The 18,861-nt window shown below is 61.3% G+C and carries 20 protein-coding genes and 1 pseudogene; 8 read left to right on the top strand and 13 right to left on the bottom strand.

What is annotated here, in order from left to right; all coding sequences use genetic code 11:
* Positions 1–136 precede the first annotated feature (136 nt).
* The gene (locus GKZ67_RS10580) at positions 137–736 is read right to left on the bottom strand and encodes a hypothetical protein (RefSeq protein WP_410505069.1); all 600 of its coding nucleotides are present in this window, start codon (positions 734–736) and stop codon (positions 137–139) included.
* Between GKZ67_RS10580 and GKZ67_RS23440 the strand changes: the two genes are divergently transcribed.
* Positions 626–946 carry a hypothetical protein gene (locus tag GKZ67_RS23440; RefSeq protein WP_254244753.1) on the top strand — a complete coding sequence of 107 codons (321 nt, stop codon included), beginning with the start codon at positions 626–628 and terminating at the stop codon, positions 944–946. The two genes, GKZ67_RS10580 and GKZ67_RS23440, sit on opposite strands and share 111 nt — an antisense overlap.
* Positions 947–1,062: 116 nt before the next feature.
* Positions 1,063–1,968, top strand: a complete 906-nt coding sequence (locus GKZ67_RS10575) for a prohibitin family protein (RefSeq protein WP_173242248.1) — start codon at positions 1,063–1,065, stop codon at positions 1,966–1,968.
* A gap of 104 nt (positions 1,969–2,072) precedes the next feature.
* Here GKZ67_RS10575 and GKZ67_RS10570 read toward each other — a convergent pair whose 3' ends face one another.
* The 11 genes and pseudogenes from GKZ67_RS10570 to GKZ67_RS10525 all read right to left on the bottom strand — a co-directional run bounded on the left by GKZ67_RS10570 (position 2,073) and on the right by GKZ67_RS10525 (position 14,381).
* Complete coding sequence (locus GKZ67_RS10570; protein ID WP_173242247.1) at positions 2,073–2,327, bottom strand: hypothetical protein; 255 nt, start codon at positions 2,325–2,327, stop codon at positions 2,073–2,075.
* 96 nt (positions 2,328–2,423) lie between these two features.
* On the bottom strand, positions 2,424–4,202 hold the full coding sequence (locus GKZ67_RS10565) for an ABC transporter ATP-binding protein (protein WP_173242246.1): 1,779 nt from the start codon (positions 4,200–4,202) through the stop codon (positions 2,424–2,426).
* An 88-nt stretch (positions 4,203–4,290) separates the two neighbouring features.
* Positions 4,291–4,659 carry a DoxX family protein gene (locus GKZ67_RS10560; RefSeq protein WP_173242245.1) on the bottom strand — a complete coding sequence of 123 codons (369 nt, stop codon included), beginning with the start codon at positions 4,657–4,659 and terminating at the stop codon, positions 4,291–4,293.
* Between the two features lie 89 nt (positions 4,660–4,748).
* A complete protein-coding gene (locus GKZ67_RS10555) occupies positions 4,749–6,290 on the bottom strand; it encodes an efflux transporter outer membrane subunit (protein ID WP_173242244.1) in 1,542 nt (513 codons plus the stop codon).
* 187 nt (positions 6,291–6,477) lie between these two features.
* Complete coding sequence (locus GKZ67_RS10550; RefSeq protein ID WP_173242243.1) at positions 6,478–7,677, bottom strand: efflux RND transporter periplasmic adaptor subunit; 1,200 nt, start codon at positions 7,675–7,677, stop codon at positions 6,478–6,480.
* Between the two features lie 204 nt (positions 7,678–7,881).
* Entirely contained in the window at positions 7,882–8,496 is a 615-nt protein-coding gene (locus GKZ67_RS10545; RefSeq protein ID WP_173242242.1) for an efflux RND transporter permease subunit, read from the bottom strand.
* A 14-nt stretch (positions 8,497–8,510) separates the two neighbouring features.
* Positions 8,511–9,749, bottom strand: a complete 1,239-nt coding sequence (locus tag GKZ67_RS22585) for an efflux RND transporter permease subunit (protein WP_217278565.1) — start codon at positions 9,747–9,749, stop codon at positions 8,511–8,513.
* On the bottom strand, positions 9,710–11,110 hold the full coding sequence (locus GKZ67_RS22580; RefSeq protein WP_217278564.1) for an efflux RND transporter permease subunit: 1,401 nt from the start codon (positions 11,108–11,110) through the stop codon (positions 9,710–9,712). Before GKZ67_RS22580 ends, GKZ67_RS22585 begins: the two co-directional genes overlap by 40 nt.
* A 628-nt stretch (positions 11,111–11,738) precedes the next feature.
* Positions 11,739–12,422, bottom strand: a complete 684-nt coding sequence (locus tag GKZ67_RS24570) for a hypothetical protein (RefSeq protein WP_317172115.1) — start codon at positions 12,420–12,422, stop codon at positions 11,739–11,741.
* 186 nt (positions 12,423–12,608) lie between these two features.
* On the bottom strand, positions 12,609–12,989 hold the full coding sequence (locus GKZ67_RS10530; RefSeq protein ID WP_173242241.1) for a hypothetical protein: 381 nt from the start codon (positions 12,987–12,989) through the stop codon (positions 12,609–12,611).
* Between the two features lie 181 nt (positions 12,990–13,170).
* Positions 13,171–14,381, bottom strand: a pseudogene (locus GKZ67_RS10525) (proline dehydrogenase family protein).
* Between the two features lie 201 nt (positions 14,382–14,582).
* Between GKZ67_RS10525 and GKZ67_RS10520 the strand changes: the two are divergent.
* Positions 14,583–15,716, top strand: a complete 1,134-nt coding sequence (locus GKZ67_RS10520) for a chorismate mutase (protein WP_173242240.1) — start codon at positions 14,583–14,585, stop codon at positions 15,714–15,716.
* Between the two features lie 152 nt (positions 15,717–15,868).
* Here GKZ67_RS10520 and GKZ67_RS10515 read toward each other — a convergent pair whose 3' ends face one another.
* Positions 15,869–16,204 carry a hypothetical protein gene (locus GKZ67_RS10515; RefSeq protein WP_173242239.1) on the bottom strand — a complete coding sequence of 112 codons (336 nt, stop codon included), beginning with the start codon at positions 16,202–16,204 and terminating at the stop codon, positions 15,869–15,871.
* A gap of 227 nt (positions 16,205–16,431) precedes the next feature.
* Here GKZ67_RS10515 and GKZ67_RS23435 point away from each other — a divergent pair, with 227 nt between their 5' ends.
* The 5 genes from GKZ67_RS23435 to GKZ67_RS10505 all read left to right on the top strand — a co-directional run bounded on the left by GKZ67_RS23435 (position 16,432) and on the right by GKZ67_RS10505 (position 18,816).
* Positions 16,432–16,839: an iron-containing alcohol dehydrogenase gene (locus GKZ67_RS23435; RefSeq protein ID WP_254244752.1), complete on the top strand. Its 408-nt coding sequence runs from the start codon at positions 16,432–16,434 to the stop codon at positions 16,837–16,839.
* Positions 16,840–16,879: 40 nt separating this feature from the next.
* Positions 16,880–16,996: a hypothetical protein gene (locus tag GKZ67_RS23430; protein WP_254244751.1), complete on the top strand. Its 117-nt coding sequence runs from the start codon at positions 16,880–16,882 to the stop codon at positions 16,994–16,996.
* Positions 16,997–16,998: 2 nt separating this feature from the next.
* The gene (locus tag GKZ67_RS23425) at positions 16,999–17,469 is read left to right on the top strand and encodes a hypothetical protein (RefSeq protein WP_254244750.1); all 471 of its coding nucleotides are present in this window, start codon (positions 16,999–17,001) and stop codon (positions 17,467–17,469) included.
* A gap of 98 nt (positions 17,470–17,567) precedes the next feature.
* The gene (locus tag GKZ67_RS24565) at positions 17,568–17,924 is read left to right on the top strand and encodes a hypothetical protein (RefSeq protein WP_317172114.1); all 357 of its coding nucleotides are present in this window, start codon (positions 17,568–17,570) and stop codon (positions 17,922–17,924) included.
* A gap of 58 nt (positions 17,925–17,982) precedes the next feature.
* Positions 17,983–18,816 (top strand): hypothetical protein, encoded by an 834-nt coding sequence (locus tag GKZ67_RS10505; protein ID WP_317172113.1) that lies wholly within the window; start codon positions 17,983–17,985, stop codon positions 18,814–18,816.
* Positions 18,817–18,861: the final 45 nt, after the last annotated feature.

Genomic DNA, 18,861 nt, shown 5'->3' with positions numbered 1-18,861 from the left:
CCGAAACCGCTTTAGAGCGGATTTCAAGTCAAGGGCCATAGCTCGTTCTGGTGGTTACCTTACCCCTGGCCCCTCTCTTAAAAGGAGAAGGAAAGCCTGAGGGGCAATGTGTACGTTGAGGTAGGAGCCGCTCCAGCTAAAAAGTAATACCCAGTTTCTTAAGCTCTTTGGCATATTTCTCATAAATAACCCGCAGGTCGGCATTGTGCCTGGCGGCATCCACGCCCTGGCTGGTGTTGTGGGCATGAAAGCGGTGCAGGTGGCTGTAGTGCGGGCACACCACGGGCAGGTGCCCGGCCAGCAAAAAGCGTACGTAGAGGTCCAGGTCTTCGGCCATGGCCAGCTCGGCATCGTAGCCGCCCACCTCATCGAGCAGCGCCCTGGTGTAGCACACGTTGCCCTGAATGAAGTGCTCGGCCCGAAAAATAGCCTGCAGCATGGCCGTGGGCGAGTCGAAGCGCCAGGCGTAATAGTCTTCGCCGGGCAGGTAGCGGCGGTGCTCATCCACGCGCAAAAAATCGGCTACCAGCCAGGGGCGGCCGGGATTAGCCGCAATCTGGGCGGCGTAGTGGTAGAGAGTGCGCTGCAGCAGCAGGTCGTCGTCGTCGAGAGGCACAAGCCAGGCGTGGGCCGGGGCCTGCGCGCTCAGCTGATTGCGGGCAAAGCCGGGCCGGCATCGGGCCGCATCGTGCCAGTGGCGCAGCGGCGGGCCGGGCTGCGCGGCTGCCTCGCGCAGGTAGGCGGCGGTGCCATCGTGCGAGCCATTATCATAGAGCAGGTGCTCAAACGAGAAATCGAGGGGGCGCTGATGCTGGCGCGCACACTGGCTACGGTTTCGGGCAGCAGGTTGTGGCGCTGGTGGGTGGGGGTGATAACGGAAAAATGCATAGCTTCTTTTTTCGGGATGCGGGGCCGAAAAGTTGCGCCCGCGCCGCCCTGGGTGTAATGAGCTGCCCGGCCGCCGCGATTAAAAGCTGAACGGCGTAGCGCGGGCGTACCTTTAAGGAGCAGGCGCCTGGAACCCGCCGGCCCGCTACTCTTTTCCTACTTTCCTCCTGCCTTATGCTGCTTATCTTTCTGGGTGTTATCGTGCTAATCGTGGGCCTCAATGCCAGCCGCTATTCTGATAGCTTTGGGCGGTGGCGCGGGATGTTGCTGCTGCTGGGCGGCGGGCTACTGCTGCTGGGCGTGGCCTCCAGCACAATAGTGCAGGTGGGCGTGGGGCAGGTGGGCGTGCAAACGCTGTTTGGGCAGGTGCAGCACCGGGTGCTGCCGCCCGGCCTGAGCGTGGTAAACCCGCTGGTTGACGTTACGCGCTTCGATACCCGCACCCAGAACTATACCATGTCGGCGGTGAAGAACGAGGGGCAGCAGGCCGGCGATGACGCCATCCGGGTGCTGTCGGCCGATGGGCTGGAGGTCGTTATCGACCTGACCGTGCTCTACCACGTGGTGCCCGAGCAGGCGCCGCGCATCCTCGAAACCATCGGGGAGGACTATCAGGAGAAAATCGTGCGGGCCATCTCGCGCACCCGCATCCGCGACAACGCCGTGTACTACGACGCGGTGGCGCTGTACTCGACCCGGCGCGAGGAGTTTCAGGCCCGCATTCTGGCGGCCATCGAGAAGGATTTTCGGGCTAACGGCCTGCGCCTCGACCAGCTGCTGATTCGCAACATCCAGCTGCCGCAGTCGGTGAAGGCCAGCATCGAAAGCAAGATTTCGGCCGAGCAGGATGCTCAGAAAATGCAGTTCGTGCTGCAAAAGGAAAAGCAGGAAGCCGAGCGCAAGCGCGTGGAGGCCCAAGGCATTGCCGACTACCAGCGCATCGTAAACACCGAGCTGAGCGACAAGCTCTTGCAGTATGAGAGCATCAAGGCCCAGCAGGCCATCGCCCTCTCGCCCAATGCCAAGGTGATTATTATGGGCAAGGGCAGCGGGGCGCAGGTACTCATTGGGGATAAGTAGGGGGTAGTAAATTAGTTGGAGCGGGCGCCCCTAGCCGTCTGTCATTGCGAGCAAAGCGAAGCAATGACAGACGATTATTGAGTGCCCCGCTCGAACAACCCCGGCTAGCCCAGCAGCGCCACCTCCGCCGCCGTGAGGCCGTAGAGGGCGGCCACGGCGGCGTCGATTTGCTGCTCCAGGGCCTGGGTGTCGGCGGCGGGCGCGGCGGCTTTGGCGGCCAGCACCTGCTCTACTAGCCCCGCTATCGCCGCCTGCTGCTCGGGCGTGGCGGGCGGGATGGGGAGACTCTTTGTGGACGCTGTGAGTCCGCGCGTGGTATCATTAAGCAACGTTCTAACGCGCGGACTCGCAGAGTCCACGCTACTTCCTGGCGCTGGCTGTAGCGTGGACTCTGCAAGTCCGCGCGTGGGCTTTTATTAATCGTGCAACGCGCGGACTCGCAGCGTTCACGCTACTTAGCCTGCCACGGCTACTTCCTTGCGCTCGCCAATCTGCTGGCGCCACATGGCGTAGTAGAGGCCTTTCTGGGCCAGCAGCTCGTCGTGGCGGCCGGCTTCGGCCACCCGGCCGCGCTCCAGTACGAAGATGCGGTCGGCGTGCAGCACCGTGCTGAGGCGGTGGGCAATGAGCACGGTGATGTGCTGGCGCGAGCCCGAGAGCTCGCGCACCGTGCGGCCGATTTCCTCTTCCGTGAGCGAGTCGAGGGCCGAGGTGGCTTCGTCGAACACCAGCAGGGTGGGGTGGCGCAGCAGGGCGCGGGCAATGCTGAGGCGCTGCTTTTCGCCCCCGCTCACTTTCACGCCGCCCTCGCCGAGCACCGTGTCGAGGCCTTTGGGGGCGCGGGCCAGCAGGGTATCGGCCGCCGCCTGGTGCAGGGCGTGCAGGCACTCGGCATCGGTGGCGTGCGGGGCCACAAATAGCAGGTTTTCGCGGATGGTGCCGGCAAAAAGCTGGGTATCCTGGGTCACGAAGCCGACCTGCTCGCGCAGCTGGTCGAGGTCTACTTCGGTACTTGGGATGCCGTTGTAGAGAATCTGGCCCGAAAGGGGCGGGTAGAGGCCCACCAGTAGCTTTACCAGCGTGGTTTTGCCTGAGCCGCTGGGGCCTACGAAGGCAATGGTTTCGCCCACCTGCGCGCCAAACGTGATGCCGGCCAGCGCGGGCGCCGGGGCCGTGAGGTGCTTGAAGGTAACATCGTCAAACCCTAATGTTTCGATGCGCTCCACCACCTGCGGGTGGGCCGGCTTCACATCGCGCGGGGTGTCGAGAATCTTCTGAAAGTTGCCCAGCGAAATCTCGGTTTCGCGGTACGTGCCAATGATGCTGCCCAGCTCCTGCAAGGGCCCGAAGATGGAAAACGAGTAGATAAAGAACGAGAAAAACTCGCCCAGGCTTATGTGGTTCTGAACCCGTAAATATAAAAGAAGTAAAATTATTACATTACGTAATAAATTTACAAACGTGCCCTGCACAAACGAGAGTGAGCGCAGGTAGCGCACCTTGCGCAGCTCCAGCTTCAGAATCTTGTCGGTAATGCCGTTCAGGCGCTGGGTTTCCTGCTGGGCCAGCCCCAGGCTTTTAATTAGCTCGATGTTGCGCAGGCTCTCGGTAGTGGAGCCGGCCAGGGCCGTGGTTTCGGCCACGATGGTCTTCTGAATCACCTTGATGCGCTTGCTGAGTGCAAAGCTCAGAATACCCAGCAGCGGAATGGTGAGGAAGTAGCCCAGCGCAATGGGCCAGTACACCGTAATGGCGTACCACATCACGAAGATAATGCCCACGAGCGCCGTAAAAAGCACGTTGACAAAGCTTTGAATCAGCTTCTCTACGTCGAGGCGCACCTTCTGGAGCTTGCCCAGCGTTTCGCCCGAGCGCTGGTCCTCAAATACCTGGTAGGGCAAATCGAGTGAGTGGCGCAGGCCGTCGGAATACATGGTGGCCCCCAGCCGCTGCGTAATGACGTTGACGTAGTAGTCCTGAAAGTTTTTGGCAATGCGCGATATCATCGCCACGCCCAGCATCATGCCGATGTAGGGGATGGCTTCGCGGAAAAACGGCCAGAAGGGCACCAGGCGCAGCCCGCTCACCGTACTGTTGCGCGGCACAAAATGGTCGACCAGCCGCCGGAACAAATACGGGTCGAGCAGCGAGAAAACCTGGTTGACGGCCGCCAGCACCAGCGCCAGCACCAGCAGAGGCCAGTAGCGCCGCAGGTAAGAGTATAGTATTTTCATAATATAAGCGCCGGGTCACTGCTGACCCGGCGATAAGCGAAACCAGAAAAACAGAGCCAGCCACCAGGCTGGCTCCGCGTCAAGGCCTTCAGACGGCTGGCGCAGTGGGCCGGCGCAGCACCAGCAGCACAAACAGCAGCACGAGCAGTACAAGCGCCGGCATACCCTTGGCCGCGCCGCCGGGAATGCGGGTAGCGTGCATAAAGATGGCCCCCAGCATAATAAAGCTGAGCCCCAGCGCGGCCGGCCGCAGGGTGCGCAGCACCAGCAGGCCGATGCCGCCCAGCACTTCGGCCGCGGCAATGAAGTAGGCAAACCACTCCGGCATTCCCAAACTGCCGAACATGTGCACGGTGTCGGACAGGTGCAGAAATTTCAGGAAGCCGGATGTCGTAAAGGCAAACGCCAGCAGCGCTTGCAGAATCCAGGCGATGGTATTGCCGGCAGAAGAAGTCATGGCGAAAGCTAAGCTAGTGATGAGGTAAGAGGATGAAGCGCAAGAAAGTTATAAAAACCTACCGGCTCCGTCTCGCTGCCCGTCACTTCCTATTGCCAGCCCCCACCGAGCGCCCGCACCAGGGCCACGGCGGCGCGCAGCTGGGTGGTCTGGGTTTGCACCACCAGGCGTGACGCGTCCAGGGTCTGGCGGTCGGCATCAACCACGGCGAAGTAGTCGGTGAGGCCCCGGCGGTAGCGCTCCAGGGTAAGGCGGCCAGCCAGGCGGGCCGCGCGCAGGGCGCGCTGCTGCGCCGCCAGCTGGGCCTCGCCGGCGCGCACATCGGCCAGGGCAGTTTCAACTTCCTGGTAGGCTGTGAGGGCGGTGCTCTGGTACACGGCTTCCGACTCGCGGCCCTGGGCGCGGGCCAGCTGCTCGGCCCCGCGCAGGCGGCCGCCATCGAAGAGCGGGATATTAAACCCGCCGCCCACGTAGTACGTGAGGCCGTTAGCCACTTTGGGCAGGTCGCCGACGTGGCTGGTCTGGGGGCCGATGAAGCCGTTGAGCAGCAGCGTCGGCAGGCGGTTGAGGCGAGCCTGGTCGGCGCGCAGGTCGGCGGCGGCCAGCAGGCGCTCCTGGCGGCGCAGGTCGGGCCGGCGGGTTAGCAGGCTGGCCGGCAGCGTAGCCGGAATAACGGGCAGCGGCACCAGCAGCGGCGGCACCGGGGAGGGCGCCGGGCCGTTCGAAGTAGCCGTAGTGGGCAGGGCGCTTTGGTAGCTCACCGAGTCGGGCGCCAGTGAGCGCAGGGTAAAGCTGCTGGCCGGCCGGCCCGTGAGCGTTGCCAGCGAGGCCACCAGTCCGGCCCGCTGGCGGCGCAGCTCAATAGCGCTGGCCTCCACATTGGCCAGCTCGGTTTCGGCCCGGCGCAGGCCAATTTCGTTATCCACCCCGGCCTTGAAGCGGACGGCGGTCAGCTGCACGTTGTAGCGGCGGGCCTGGCGGGCGCTGTCCAGCACCAGCAGCTCGGCATCGAGGCCGCGCAGGCTGAAGTAGGCATTGGCCGCATCGGCCGACACGCTCAGGCGCACGGCCTGCTCATCGGCTTCGCTGGCCTGCTCGGTGGCGCGGGCGGCCTGGGCGCCGCGCCGCAGCCGGCCCCACAGGTCCACTTCGTAGCTGACGTTCAGCGGCACGTAATACTGATTCTGCTGGATGGCCACTGCCGGAATAGCTGCCGACTGCAAGGGGCGCAATGCCGAAAGCTGGGTGTTGTACACCGACGGGGCCAGTGCCACCACCGGCGAGCGCAGTGCTTCGGCCACACGCAGCTGGGCCCGCGACTGGTCGATACGCGCCAGGGCGGCGCGGGTAGTAAAGTTCAGGCTCGACGCCTGGGTTTCGAGCCGGGTGAGCGTGGTATCGTTAAATACCGCCCACCAGGTGGGCAGGCTCGGAATCTGAGCCAGCTGCCGCGCCTTGGAGGTGTCGGCAACGATGGGCGCGGGCACTTCAGCCCGGCCCCGGCCCAGCGAATCGACGGCCGCCGTGTTTTTAAACGCCGTGGGCACGGGCACGGCGGGCGGGTCGTAAGTATAGTGGCTCACGGCACAGCTGCCCAGTGCCAGGCCCAATAAAGCAACAGAAATACGCATTCGAGAGAAGGTTAATTAAAAATTGACTGGTAGCGAGTCGAATTGCCTCCTGCACTTCGGCGTGCTACTTCATTCCTGGCACCGTTTCCAAATGCGAGTACCCGGCCGACAGCTTGCATCAGTCAAGCTGTACCCGGACCTGGAAACTGCCCTGGGCTGCTACCAGCTGATTTTTAATTTATCATTTTTAATTGGACAGAGGCGACGATACGCGAGGCGCGTCGGGGTCGTTCGGCCGGGGCTTGGCGGGCGGCGGACCGGCCGGGGCTTTGGGTTTGGGAGCGGCCTTGGTAGCTACTGCGAGCCCTTCGGTCAGGTTTTCGGTAGGGTTGATGACGAGCAGCTCGCCGCCTTTCAGGCCCTGGGTTACTTCGATGGTCGAGCCGAAGTCGCGGCCCAGCACCAGCGGCTGGTAATGAATCTTGCCATCTCGTACCATCGCTACCTTCGAGTCGATACCCGGCACCAGCGCATTGGCCGAAATGAGCACGCTCGGTGAGGTCTGCGGCAGGCGGAAGCGCACCTGGGCGTACACGCCGGGCCGCAGCTGCCGCTTCTGACCGTGGTTGACGAGCAGCACCTCGGTGCGCAGCGTACGCGTCTGGGCATCGAGCGCGCCGGCGTCGCGGGCTACGTGGCCCTCAAACGGCTGGGTCGGAAACTCGGGTACCAGCACGTCGGCCCGCTGGCCGCGCCGGATGCCGGGCACGTAGTTCTGGGGCACATCCACAAAAGCGCGCAGCGTGTCGGTTTGCTCGATTTTAAAGAGCTGCGTGCCCGTAGCGTTGCCGCCCGTTACGAGCGTGCCCACATCTACATTACGCTGCGTAACAATACCGCTGAAGGGGGCAATTACCTGTCGGAAGGCCCGCTGGGCCTGCAGCTGCTTCACGGCCGCACCCTGGGCCGCGTACTGCGCCCGGCCGGCGTCTACTTCCTGCTGCGATACAGCTCCGGGCAGCGTGACGCTGGTGAGGCGGTTAAATGAGCTGCGCGCCAGCGCCAGGTTGGCCTGGGCCTGGGCAATCTGCTGGTCCAGCTCAGGCGTGGCGATGGTAGCCAGCACCTGGCCCTTGCGCACATGCTTGCCGATGTCGCTGGTCCAGCTTTGCACAAAGCCATTCACGCGGGCAAACACGAAGGTTTCGTGGTTCGAGCGCAGGTCGGCGGGTAGGGTAATGGTGGTGGTGTCGGGGGCCGCCTTGGCGGGTATTATCGTCACCACCGGCTTGGCCGTGGCCAGCGCGTGCGACTCTTCATCGCGGGCTTTATTGTGCTTGAGCCGGGGCAGCAGGCCCACCGCAAACAGTATCCCGAATACGATGAGCAAAACGAGTATAACCAGCCAGAAGCGGCCGGTGCCGGAAGAAGTAGTTTCGGTTGACATGTAAAGAAATCTTAAAAAAGAACGTCAGGCTTCCCGCCGGAAAGCACGACGTTCTTTTTTCAGTGGTAAGTCAGAGAAATCAGGCCGCCTGAGCCTGTGGCTCGGCTGCTACGGCGGCCGGCTCTTCCTCTTGCTTCTTTAAATAGGAGAACATAATAGGCACAAAAAACAGGGTCGTTACCGTGGCCAGCATCAGGCCGCCGATTACGGCCCGGCCGAGGGGGCATTCTGCTCACCGCCTTCGCCCAGGCCCAGCGACATGGGCAGCAGGCCGATAACCATGGCCAGGGCCGTCATCAGCACCGGGCGCAGACGGGTGAAGCCGGCATCGAGGGCCGCATCGAGCGGACTAAGGTCGGGCTCTTCCTCGCGGCGCTCGTTGGCGAACGTTACCAGCAGAATGGAGTTGGCCGTGGCCACTCCGATGCACATAATAGCGCCCATCAGGGCCGGCACGCTCAGCGTGGTCTGGGTCACAAACAGCATCCACAGGATGCCGGCCAATGCGCCCGGCAAGGCCGTGATGATAATGAGCGGGTCGAGCCAGCTCTGAAAGTTGACGGCCATCAGCAGGTAAACCAGCACGATAGCACCCGCCAGCCCCAGGCCCAGACCAATAAACGACGTCCGCATCGACTCGACCTGCCCGCGTAGCACGATGGTCGTGCCCTTGGGCAGGTTTTTCTCCGCGTCGGCAATAATGCGGCGAATATCCTTGCTTACCCCGCCCAGGTCGCGCCCACTCACGCTGGCGTAGAGGTCTACCGTGCGCTGGATATTATAGTCCGATGCCACGGCCGAGGTCTGCGTGCGGCGCACCTGCGCAAAGTTGGTTAGTAGCTGCGGCGTGGCCTGGCCGGGCCGGTGACGGTAATATTACCTACTTCGTTCAGGTTAGCTAGCTGACTAGGTGGTGTTTGCACGGCTACGGTGTAGTTTACGCCGTTCTGCGGATTCAACCACTGGTTGGGGTTGGTCTGGGTGCTGCTGCTCAGGTTCACGAGCAGGTTGTTGGCAATGTCGCGCTGGGCCAGGCCAGCCTGCTGGGCCCGCACCCGGTCGATATCGAGCCGCAGCTGGGGCTGGTCGAACGCCTGGTAAATAAACGCATCAACTACCCCCGACACATTCTTGATTTTCCGGCTCAGCTCACCGGCCACGCGCTGGTTGGCCTTCATATCGCGGCCCGTTACCTGAATGTCGATGGGAGCCGGCAAGCCGAAGTTCAGCGTCTGATTGACGATATCAGCCGGTTGGAAGAATACAGTTAAATCAGGATATTCCTGATGCAGCTTGCGCCGGATATCATTGATGTACTCGCCGGTGGGGCCGTGCTCCTCCTTCATGCTCACCAGTATCTCGCCGTCGCTGGCGCCAATGGTCGGGTTGTCGCTCAGCAGCAGGTTGATAGGTACGACCGGCAAGCCAATGTTATCAAGCACCAAATCCAGCTCCTTAGCCGGAATCACTTCCCGGATTACTTTTTCTACCTGCTTAAAGCGCTCTTCGGTTTCCTCCACGCGGGTGCCAGTGGGCACGCGCACGTGCAGGCGCAGCTGGCCGGCATCCACGGTCGGGAAGAAGTTCTGGCCGATGAGCGGAAACAAGCCCAGCGAGCCGATAAACAGCACCGCAAACGCGCTCACTACCAGGCGGCGGTTGCCCAGCGCCCATTGCAGCGCCCCTTTGTAGCCGTGCCGGAATTTCTCAAAGCCGTGCTCAAAGCCGGTGTGAATCCGCCACACCCAGGTTTGGGTAATGGCTTTGCCCGCCTCGCGCTCGGCATCGGTAATGCCCTGCTCGGCTTCCTCCTCGGGCGTGCCGCTGGGGTGGTCTTTCTCGAACTGCTCGCGGTGCAGGCGGGCCAGGTCGCGCTCGCCCTGGCTGATGGCGCGGCCATTGCGGAAGTAGGCGCTCGGCACTTCTTCCTCCTCCTGCGCGTGGTAGATGGGTAGTTCCTTGCGCAGCAGGTACATCACCATGGTGGGCACCAGCGTCCGGCTTAGTATATACGAGGCCAGCATGGCAAAAATTACGGCCGTGGCCAGCGGCGCGAAGATGGCCGAAGCCACGCCCCCAGGAAGAACACCGGCACAAACACGATGCAAATGGAGAGCGTAGCCACCAGCGCCGGCGTCGCAATCTGCTGGGCGCCGTCCAGAATACTGCGCTTGAGCAGCTTCTTCATGCCCATATTTCGGTGGATGTTCTCAATCTCCACCGTGGCATCGTCTACCAGAATACCCACGGCCAGCGAGAGGCCGCCCAGGGTCATGATATTCAGGGTCTGACCCAGAATATTCATCACGATAATGCTGACCAGAATCGATAGCGGAATACTAATGGCAATAATGAGCGTAGAGCGCCACGAGCCCAGAAACAGCAGAATCATAAGCGCCGTGAGCGCCGCCGCGATGCTGGCCTCGATGATTACGCCCTTGATGCTGGCCCGCACAAAAAACGACTGGTCGAACAGCAGCTTGATATTCAGAGCAGGCGGGGCATTCGCCTGAATGTTGGGCAGCACCTGCTTTATCTTGTCAATAACGGCCAGGGTAGAGGCCGCGCCGCTTTTCAGCAGCGGAATAATAGCTGTGCGCCGCCCGTTCTGACGTACAATGTTGGTTTGCACGGCCGCGCCCTCGTGCACAAAAGCCACGTCGCGGATATAGGTCGTTACGCCATCCTTGGTCTGAATGGGCAGGTCGTTGAGCGTGGCTACCGCCTCGGGGCTGGAGTTCAGCTTCACGTCGTACTCGCGGGTGCCAATCTTGGCCGAGCCGGCCGGAATAATGATGTTTTGCGACGTGAGCGTATTGACCACGTCATCGGCGCTCAGGCCCTTGCCGGCCAGCTTCTGCGGGTCGAGGTCCACCATTATCTGCTTGGGCTTGCCGCCATTAGGCAGCAGCACCGAGGCGCCCTGCACCACCGCCAGGCCCGGCCGGATGAAAGCGTTGGCTGCGTCGTAGAGGTCCGACTCGCCGAGCGTTTCGGAGCTGAGCGAGGTTTGGGCAATCGGCACGTTGGAAGCCGAATAGCGAATAATGAGGGGTGGCGTAATGCCCGGTGGCAGCACCCGCAGCAGCGTTTGGGTGATGGCCGTGAGCTGCGCCACGCCCGCGTCGGGGTTGGTGCCCGGCTGAAAGAACACCTTTATCAGGCCAATGCCCTTGAGGCTCTGGCTTTCCTGGTGCTCCACGTTGTTAACGGTAGTGGTAATGGCGCGCTCTACCGGCACCACTACGCGCTGGTTCATCTCTTCGGGGGCAATGCCGGCGTAGGTCCACACAATGCCTACTACCGGAATCGGGATGTCGGGGAAGATATCCACCGCCATGCGCTGAATCGTCAGCACGCCCCCGATTAATATAAGCAGCGCCATCACCACGAAGGTGTAAGGCCGCGCCAGGGCCAATCGTACAATCCACATTAGTCCAATCCTGAACTTTCATCCAGGCACTCGTTAAACCATAAACCCCGCTGCCGCTCTCCCGCCCGTTGTTCTGTACTGAATCTGTGCTTAACTGATTTTTGCGGGTAATAGTTAGCGGCAGTTTGGTAATTTTTCAAATCAGGCCCTGAGTAATTAACAGCCAGTCAGCTATTTCACATAAAGCTCATGTTATGGGCAACTGGTTTGCCTGCTCCTGCGAAGCCAGTGCTATTGACAAGCCTTCGCGGCTCCGCGTTGCAGACCAGGGTGGTGAAGCCGTATTACGGGCTGCCAGTCAGGGATAAAAAATGCAAAAAAAGACCTCCCTTTAACAGGGAGGTCTTCTTGTATCTGGTTAAAGCCGGTACCTAGTAGCGGTACACTTTATCCGCGTTGTTGTTCTTGAACTGCTCTTCAAAATATTTGGCATCTTCGGCATTGCGGGGCTTCACGCCCATTACAATACCACCGTTTTTGATGCCCTGCTCATACTCAGCAGCGTGCTCCTCGGGGATACCCGAGCCTACCAGGGCACCTACCAGGCCACCCGTGAGGCCACCGGCACCGGCACCGGCCAGCGCAGCGGCCAGCGGACCGGCAATGATGAGGCCCAGGCCCGGCAGCGCTACCGACGTACCGATGGCGGCGATAGCGCCGATGATAGCGCCGGCCGTGCCCCGATGGCCGAGCCTACGCCGGCACCTTCCATTGCTTTATCACCCAGCTCGGTGTGGGTAGAATCGTCGCCGAAGTGCTTCTTGCGGGTATCGTCCGACATCAGCAGGTTCACGTCGTCTTTGCCGTAGCCGCGCTCATGCAGCGACTGGTACGCTTTCTCGGCGCTGCTGCGGTCGCGGAAAATGCCGCTGGTGTGCGAGTAATCGCCGTCGTAGCTGGCGTTGGTGCCGGTAGCAGCATCCTCGACAGCGTGGCCGGCCCGTGAAGCGGTGTTCTCCACTGCATCGATGCCGCGGCCTACTGCTGCACCAGCGGTGCCGGCCACGGCTGCGCCTTTGGCAGTAGCGCTGTAGTCATCACCGGGGCGCGAGGTGCCGTCACCCGCGTTGGTAGGCGTGGTGGGCGAAGTAGTAGAAAGAGGCGAGCCTGTAGCGCCAGCATTTAACGTAGAAGCATCGGAAGAAGTGGCACCGCCGGTAGCGCTGCTGTAGTCGGTGCCAGCGTTGTAGCTCGTGCTTTCGTTGCTGGTATTGCCGCTATTGCCGAGTCCGGTGCCGGTGTTGCTGGTGCCATAGTTAGCGCCGGCGCCGGTGCCGGAATTCATCGGGTTGTTTGCATCGTTGGTGTTCATCTGGAAAAGGGGTGGGTTGAGTGAAGTGTCGCCAGGGCTAAATGTCCGGCTTCGGGTAGCTTAACGGAGCTAGCCGAACAGGGGTTACAACCGGCTGCAAGCCGCTGGCAGGCGCGTCTGGCCGCTCATGAAAAAAGCCCCGGCAGTAGCCAGGGCTTTCTAAGCAGAGTATGAGGTAGTAAGCACTTACGCTTCATTTAATACGTGCTGCGCATAGTTTGCTTCCTGCTGCCAGTACTCCCGGCATTCCCTGATAAGATTTTTCAGAAAGCTTTCATCCTGCTTCAGCGAGCGCCATTCGCCCATGCCCAGCCGCTCGCAGAGCTTGTAGAAGTTATCGCCTTGACCTTTAGAGCCTTGCACACGCACCAGACTGCTAAGCAAGGGGCGGCCTGCCGCGTGCTCCTCAGTTGAGATTTCGGCCAGCATCTCATTGAGGCGCGCTTTTTCGTGCGAGATGTCCAGGTTTAAGCCCAGCTCGGATTCCTGTACCAGGGTAAGGTAGCTGACCGTGCCCGCCTGCTGCCGGGCATAGCGGATGAGGTAGTGACGGAGGCGGTTAATCATGGACAACAAGAAAAGGTGGACATTTTTGCAGCGCTTGCCAGGCAATGCGTGCGGCGATAAACTGTAAAGGAGCAAACAAAAACAGCTGCTGCTATAGAAGAGCTCAAAAAAACCGCCTACGTTGCAAGCAAATGCCTTGCCAACCTATACTATTTTTGGCAGCCATCGGGCAGGCAAAGCCCTATTTTTTGCCCTGGCGCCGGCGCAACTCATTCTGGATGAGTAGAAATTCCCGGCTGCTCTGGCCCGCGATAGCCGTGTTTTCGTTTGCCCGGCGCAGTAGATAAGGCATTACTGCTTCTACGGGGCCATAGGGCACGTATTTGGCGGTGTGGTAGCCGGCGTGGGCCAGGTTATAGCTTAGGTTATCACTCATGCCATAGAGCTGGGCAAACCACACGCGCTCGTCGCCGGGAGCCAGGCCGGCCTGGGCCATGAGCTGGGTCAGCAGCAGCGAGCTGGCTTCATTATGGGTGCCCGCGCACAGGCTAATGCGGTCTACGTGGGCCACTGTGTAGCGCAGGGCCTCATTGTACAGGTCGTCGGTGGCCTGCTTGGTGGGGTTAATCGGATTTTTGTAGCCGCGCTGCTGGGCTACGCGGGCCTCTTTTTCCATATAGGCTCCGCGCACCAGCTTCACCCCAGGTAGTAGCCACCTGCCACGGCCCGGTCATGGGCAGCTTGCAGCGCCTCCAGGCGGTCGTGTCGGTAAAGCTGATAGGTGTTCCAGACGATGGCCCGCTCCCCGTTGTAGCGGCGCATCATCTCCTCGGCCAGGTCGTCGATAGTTTGCTGAAACCAGCTTTCCTCGGCATCTACAAACAGGCGCACGCCGTGCTGGTGCGCGCTGGCGCAGAGCGCGTCGAGCCGCTGCCGGCCGCGCGCAAAAGCCGCCTGCTCGGGCTCGGTAAGCGGGGTGCCGGCCTGCGTTTTTTCGAGCAGGGCAGTAGGCATGAGGCCCGTTACCTTAAATACAGAAAAGGGTATATTCGGCGTGGTAGCCGCCAGGGCAATAGTGGCCAGAATCTCGTCGCGGGTGCGGTCGAAGCTCTGGTCGTTGCCGGTGCCTTCTACCGAATAGTCGAGAATAGTGCCAATGTGGTAGCGACCCAGCTCGGCAATAACCGGCTTGCATTCCTCAATGGTTTCGCCACCGCAAAACTGCTTGAAGATGGAGTGCTTTATCAGAAACTTGGTGCCCGGAAAATTAAATTTCAGGGCCGACTGCATGAATCCGCCGCCTAGTTTTACCAGGCTGCCGTTGTTCATGGCCGCAAACAGCGCGTACATCTTGCGCAGGTCGGCATCCGACTTGGCCTCGAAGGCAATACGGGTGTCTTCAAAGGAGATAGGCGCTACGGGCGGCAGGGGCACGGCAGGGGTAACAGACATGGTAGAGCAGGCAGAACAAGTGAGCGGGTGGGGTGGGTACTGCGAAGGTACGGCCCTCGCTAAACCCTGTTCGCCCCAATGGGTTACTTTTAGGATTGTAAAGCGGAGTGGCACTCCGCTTTGGCCACTCACTCAACAACTTCGCCGAAAGCCTGCTTCGGCGGCGCGGGCGCGGAGTGCCACTCCACGCCGCAGTTTGTAATGGAAAATAGTACCGCTATTGCCGACACGTATTTTACGCGCCGGCTGGCCGCCAAAGGCCAACCGCTTATCATTGCCGGCCCGTGCTCGGCCGAATCGGAAGAACAAGTGCTGACCGTGGCCCGCGCCCTGAAAGCTGCCGGCCAGGTCGATATGTACCGCGCCGGCATCTGGAAGCCCCGCACCAAGCCCGGCGGCTTTGAGGGCATGGGCACCGCTGCGCTGCCCTGGCTGCAGGCCGCCCGCCAGGAAACCGGCCTGCCAATGGCAATTGAGGTGGCCACCCCGCGCCATGTTGAGGATGCCCTGAAGCACGGCATTGATGTACTCTGGATTGGCGCCCGCACTACCGTAAACCCCTTTGCCGTGCAGGAGCTGGCCGATGCGCTGGCCGGCACCGGCGTGCCGGTAATGGTAAAAAACCCGGTAAACCCCGACCTTGCTTTGTGGATTGGCGCGCTCGAGCGGCTGGAACGCGCGGGTATCACCGATTTGGCAGCTATTCATCGGGGTTTCAGCACGTTTGCGCCCTCGCGCTACCGCAATGCGCCTACCTGGGCCATTCCGATTGAGCTGAAAACGCGCTACCCGCAGCTGCCGCTCATCAACGACCCCAGCCATATCGGCGGCTCGCGCGAGCTGCTGCTGCCCATTGCCCAGAAGGCGCTGGACCTCGACTACGATGGCCTTATCATCGAAACCCATCCCGACCCCGACCATGCCCTCAGCGATGCCGCCCAGCAGGTGACGCCCGCCCGCCTGCAAGCGCTATTGAGCGAGCTGAAGTACCGCTACCGCAGCTCCGACAACGCCGACTACCGTAACAAGGCCGAGGAGCTGCGCCAGAAAATGGATACCGCCGACCACGAGATTCTGGAGGTGCTGGCCCGCCGCATGGCGCTCATTCAGGAGCTGGCCGAGTACAAAAAGGAAAATAACGTCAAGATTCTTCAGCTGGAGCGCTGGCAGGAAATCTTTAAAACCCGCCCCGAATGGGGCCGTAAGCTCCATATCGACGAGCGGTTTGTGGGTGAGCTGTATAAGCTCATTCACATCGAAAGCATCCGCCAGCAAACCCAGGTGCTCAACGGCCGGCCGGTTGATGGGCCCCAGAACCTGGGGCCGGGGCTGTGAGTAACACGTAATTAGCGCGGTTTCGCAATCAGTGGGCCGGCGCCGGCAATAGGGCGGCTCCGAAGCTGCGCTAGGCCGCTATCGTCTGTTTAACAGTAAGTTGTTAATAAAGAAAGCGATGCTGAGCTTGTCGAAGCATGGCTTTCTTTTCGTTACTCACTTACCCAGTGGTACGTCTCCACGGCTCCGCCGTCAACCGGAACGGTTACGCCCATCAGGCTGAGCACTTGCTGGCCGTATTGCGGGCTTCGCAGCGTGTAGGTTTTGGTGTTGTCGTTAGGTAAATCGGTTTCATTTACGAAGGTGATGAGGGGAGCGTAGCTCATCGACAGCTGGTAGGTAGTATGGTAGTCGGCCTGCCCGCTACGATGCACGGTGAGCTGGCCGCCCGCCCCAAACACGAGCTGGCGGGTAAAGCCCACCGAGGCCGGCGTGCGTGCCCCAGCCTGGTACGAGGTGCTTTCCCATTCCCAGTGCCCGGTTGCCATCGCCAGCTCATCGTAGTTGGCCGGCCGGATATCGGCATCACGCTGGCAGCCTGTTGGGTGAAGGCAAGCAGCAGTGCAAAGAATGTTATTTTCTGCATATAGCTGGGAAGAGGTTCGTGTCTACTAAAGAGTTGCAGCGCCGAAAAAGCGTTACATGCTGCAACCAGAAAGTGCTTGGGCTGCCGGGCCGTTTATTTGCACCCGCATTACCTCCACCGTATACCACCTTGCGTATCTCGCCCATCATCGGCCCCGCTGCCCTGCCCGCCCTAGCTGAGCTGCTGCACCAGTCGCCGCCGAGCCGCCTCTTCGTGCTGGCCGATACTAATACCGCCCGCGACTGCTATCCGCGGCTGCAACTGCACTTGCCGGCCCACCAGCTACTGACCATTGAAGCCGGTGAGGCTTATAAAACTCTGGAAACCTGTGGTATAGTCTGGAGCTGGCTCACGGCTTACCAGGCCGACCGCCACGCGCTGCTCATCTGCCTGGGCGGCGGCGTCGTCACCGACCTCGGCGGCTTTTGCGCCGCCACCTACAAGCGCGGCATTCGGTGCGTGGGCGTGCCTACTACGCTGCTGGCCCAGGTAGATGCCGCAGTAGGGGGAAGACCGGCGTTGACTTTCAGGGTTTAAAAATCATATCGGCGTTTTTCAGGAGCCCGAAGGCGTCTTTATGGAGCCCGCGTTTCTGGCTACGCTGCCGGCTGGTGAGCTGCGCTCGGGCTACGGCGAAGTTATAAAGCACGCTCTCATTGCGGATGCTGCGGCTTTTGCCGGGCTGCGCGGGTAGCCGTGACCACGTTGCCCGACTGGACGCCCCTCATCCGCCATTCCGTGGCCATTAAGGAAGGCATTGTGACGCAGGACCCGCACGAAACCGGCCTGCGCAAGCTGCTCAATTTTGGCCATACCGTGGGCCATGCCCTGGAAAGCTACCTGCTGGCCCAGCCCGGCCGGGCCGTACGCCACGGCGAGGCCGTCGCGGCCGGCCTTATCTGCGAGAGCTGGCTTTCGGCCCGGCGCGGGCTGCTGAGTTCCCAAGAGTTGGCGCAGGTGCGCGAAGTAGTGGGGCTGACTTTTGAGCCGCTGCGCTTTACCGCAGCTGAAATAGGCGATATTGTAGCCTACGCCATTCACGACAAGAAAAACCGGGGCGACGTTATTAAGTGTACGCTGCTGCACGGCATAGGCCACGGCATTTTTGACCAGGCGGTGACGGTGGCCGAGCTAAACGCTTCCCTGCAAGCTTACCTGGCCTTGTAAAATGAGTGGTGCCCCGTTTTTAGGTCGGGCTTCCATCGCTCACCCTCGCCGCGAACTATTGACCCAAAATGGAGTGCCCCTCCGTTTTACCTCTTTCTATGACCAACCAAACCCTGCGCTGGCCGGGCGGCCCGCTTAGCGGTACCGCCCAGCTACCCGCCTCTAAAAGCGAAGCCAACCGCGCCCTGCTGCTGCAGCGCCTGGCCGGTGGCGGCACCCTGAGCAACCTTTCCGAAGCCAACGACACCGTGCTGATGCAGCGCCTGCTAACCCAGGCGGCTACCACCGACCTGCTCGACGCCGAAGACGCCGGCACCGTAATGCGCTTTATGACAGCTTACCTGGCCGTGACCGGCTGGCGCGGCACCCTTACCGGGGCTACCCGCATGAAGCAGCGGCCCATTGGCATTCTGGTTGAGGCGCTGCGCACCCTGGGGCCGATATTACTTATATAGAGAAAGAAAATTATCCGCCGCTGGCTTTTGGGGCCGGCCGCTGGCCGCCGCGCAGGGTATGGCCGAGCTAAGCGTGCGCGGCGACATCAGCAGCCAGTACATTTCGGCGCTGTTGATGGTGGGCCCTACGCTGCCTGGCGGCCTGCGCCTGCGGCTAACCGGCGAGGTAGGCTCGCGGCCCTATATCCACATGACCCTGAGCTTGATGAGGCATTTCGGGGCGGAGGCGGCTGAGCTGCCCGAAGAACTAATAGAGGTGCAGCATGGCGGCTATCAGCCCGCCGATTACGAGGTGGAAAGCGACTGGTCGGCCGCCAGCTACTGGTACGCACTGGTGGCGTTGGGGCCGTCTGGCTCAATGATTATACTGCCGGGCTTGCGGCGGGCCTCCTGGCAGGGCGACCACGTTATTCAGCATAGTATGAAGCTGCTCGGCGTGGCCACCGAGTTTCTGGAAGCCGGTGCGGTGCGGCTTTCGCAGGTACCGCTGGCGGCCGAAAGCTTGGTGGGGCAGCCCCTCAACTTCACCGACTGTCCCGACCTGGCCCAAACCGTGGCCGTAGTTGCTGCCGCGCAGGGTGTGCCGCTGCGCCTGACCGGCCTGCATAGCCTGCGCATCAAAGAAACCGACCGCATCGCGGCCCTGCAAGCCGAGCTGCGCAAGTTCGGCGCTGCCATGCCGGAGGTAGCGCCGGGTGTATTTGAGGTGCAATCGACCAACTTCCAGGTAGATGGCCAGACGGTAGAAACTTACGATGACCACCGCATGGCGATGGCTTTTGCGCCGCTGGCTATGCGCGGGCCGCTTACCATTGCCGAGCCGCAGGTGGTACGTAAGTCGTACCCCAGCTTCTGGCGGGCGCTCGCGGCGGTCGGAATGGAGCTGGCGTAGCGGTAGAGCTTATTCTTTTAACTTAAGAAAACCAAGCTAGCGTTA

The organism is Hymenobacter sp. BRD67 (assembly GCF_013256425.1).
GTDB lineage: Bacteria > Bacteroidota > Bacteroidia > Cytophagales > Hymenobacteraceae > Hymenobacter.
Note: the sequence above shows the minus strand (reverse complement) of the source record. Positions and strands in the feature narration are given on the sequence as shown.

Coding starts and splice junctions, on each gene's coding strand:
- GKZ67_RS10575 (WP_173242248.1), top strand. CDS start 1,063: ATGCTGCTTATCTTTCTGGGTGTTATCGTGCTAATCGTGGGCCTCAAT.
- GKZ67_RS10565 (WP_173242246.1), bottom strand. CDS start 4,202: ATGAAAATACTATACTCTTACCTGCGGCGCTACTGGCCTCTGCTGGTG.
- GKZ67_RS10560 (WP_173242245.1), bottom strand. CDS start 4,659: ATGACTTCTTCTGCCGGCAATACCATCGCCTGGATTCTGCAAGCGCTG.
- GKZ67_RS10555 (WP_173242244.1), bottom strand. CDS start 6,290: ATGCGTATTTCTGTTGCTTTATTGGGCCTGGCACTGGGCAGCTGTGCC.
- GKZ67_RS10550 (WP_173242243.1), bottom strand. CDS start 7,677: ATGTCAACCGAAACTACTTCTTCCGGCACCGGCCGCTTCTGGCTGGTT.
- GKZ67_RS22580 (WP_217278564.1), bottom strand. CDS start 11,110: ATGTGGATTGTACGATTGGCCCTGGCGCGGCCTTACACCTTCGTGGTG.
- GKZ67_RS24570 (WP_317172115.1), bottom strand. CDS start 12,422: ATGAACACCAACGATGCAAACAACCCGATGAATTCCGGCACCGGCGCC.
- GKZ67_RS10530 (WP_173242241.1), bottom strand. CDS start 12,989: ATGATTAACCGCCTCCGTCACTACCTCATCCGCTATGCCCGGCAGCAG.
- GKZ67_RS10520 (WP_173242240.1), top strand. CDS start 14,583: ATGGAAAATAGTACCGCTATTGCCGACACGTATTTTACGCGCCGGCTG.
- GKZ67_RS10515 (WP_173242239.1), bottom strand. CDS start 16,204: ATGGCAACCGGGCACTGGGAATGGGAAAGCACCTCGTACCAGGCTGGG.
- GKZ67_RS23430 (WP_254244751.1), top strand. CDS start 16,880: ATGGAGCCCGCGTTTCTGGCTACGCTGCCGGCTGGTGAGCTGCGCTCG.
- GKZ67_RS24565 (WP_317172114.1), top strand. CDS start 17,568: ATGACCAACCAAACCCTGCGCTGGCCGGGCGGCCCGCTTAGCGGTACC.
- GKZ67_RS10505 (WP_317172113.1), top strand. CDS start 17,983: ATGGCCGAGCTAAGCGTGCGCGGCGACATCAGCAGCCAGTACATTTCG.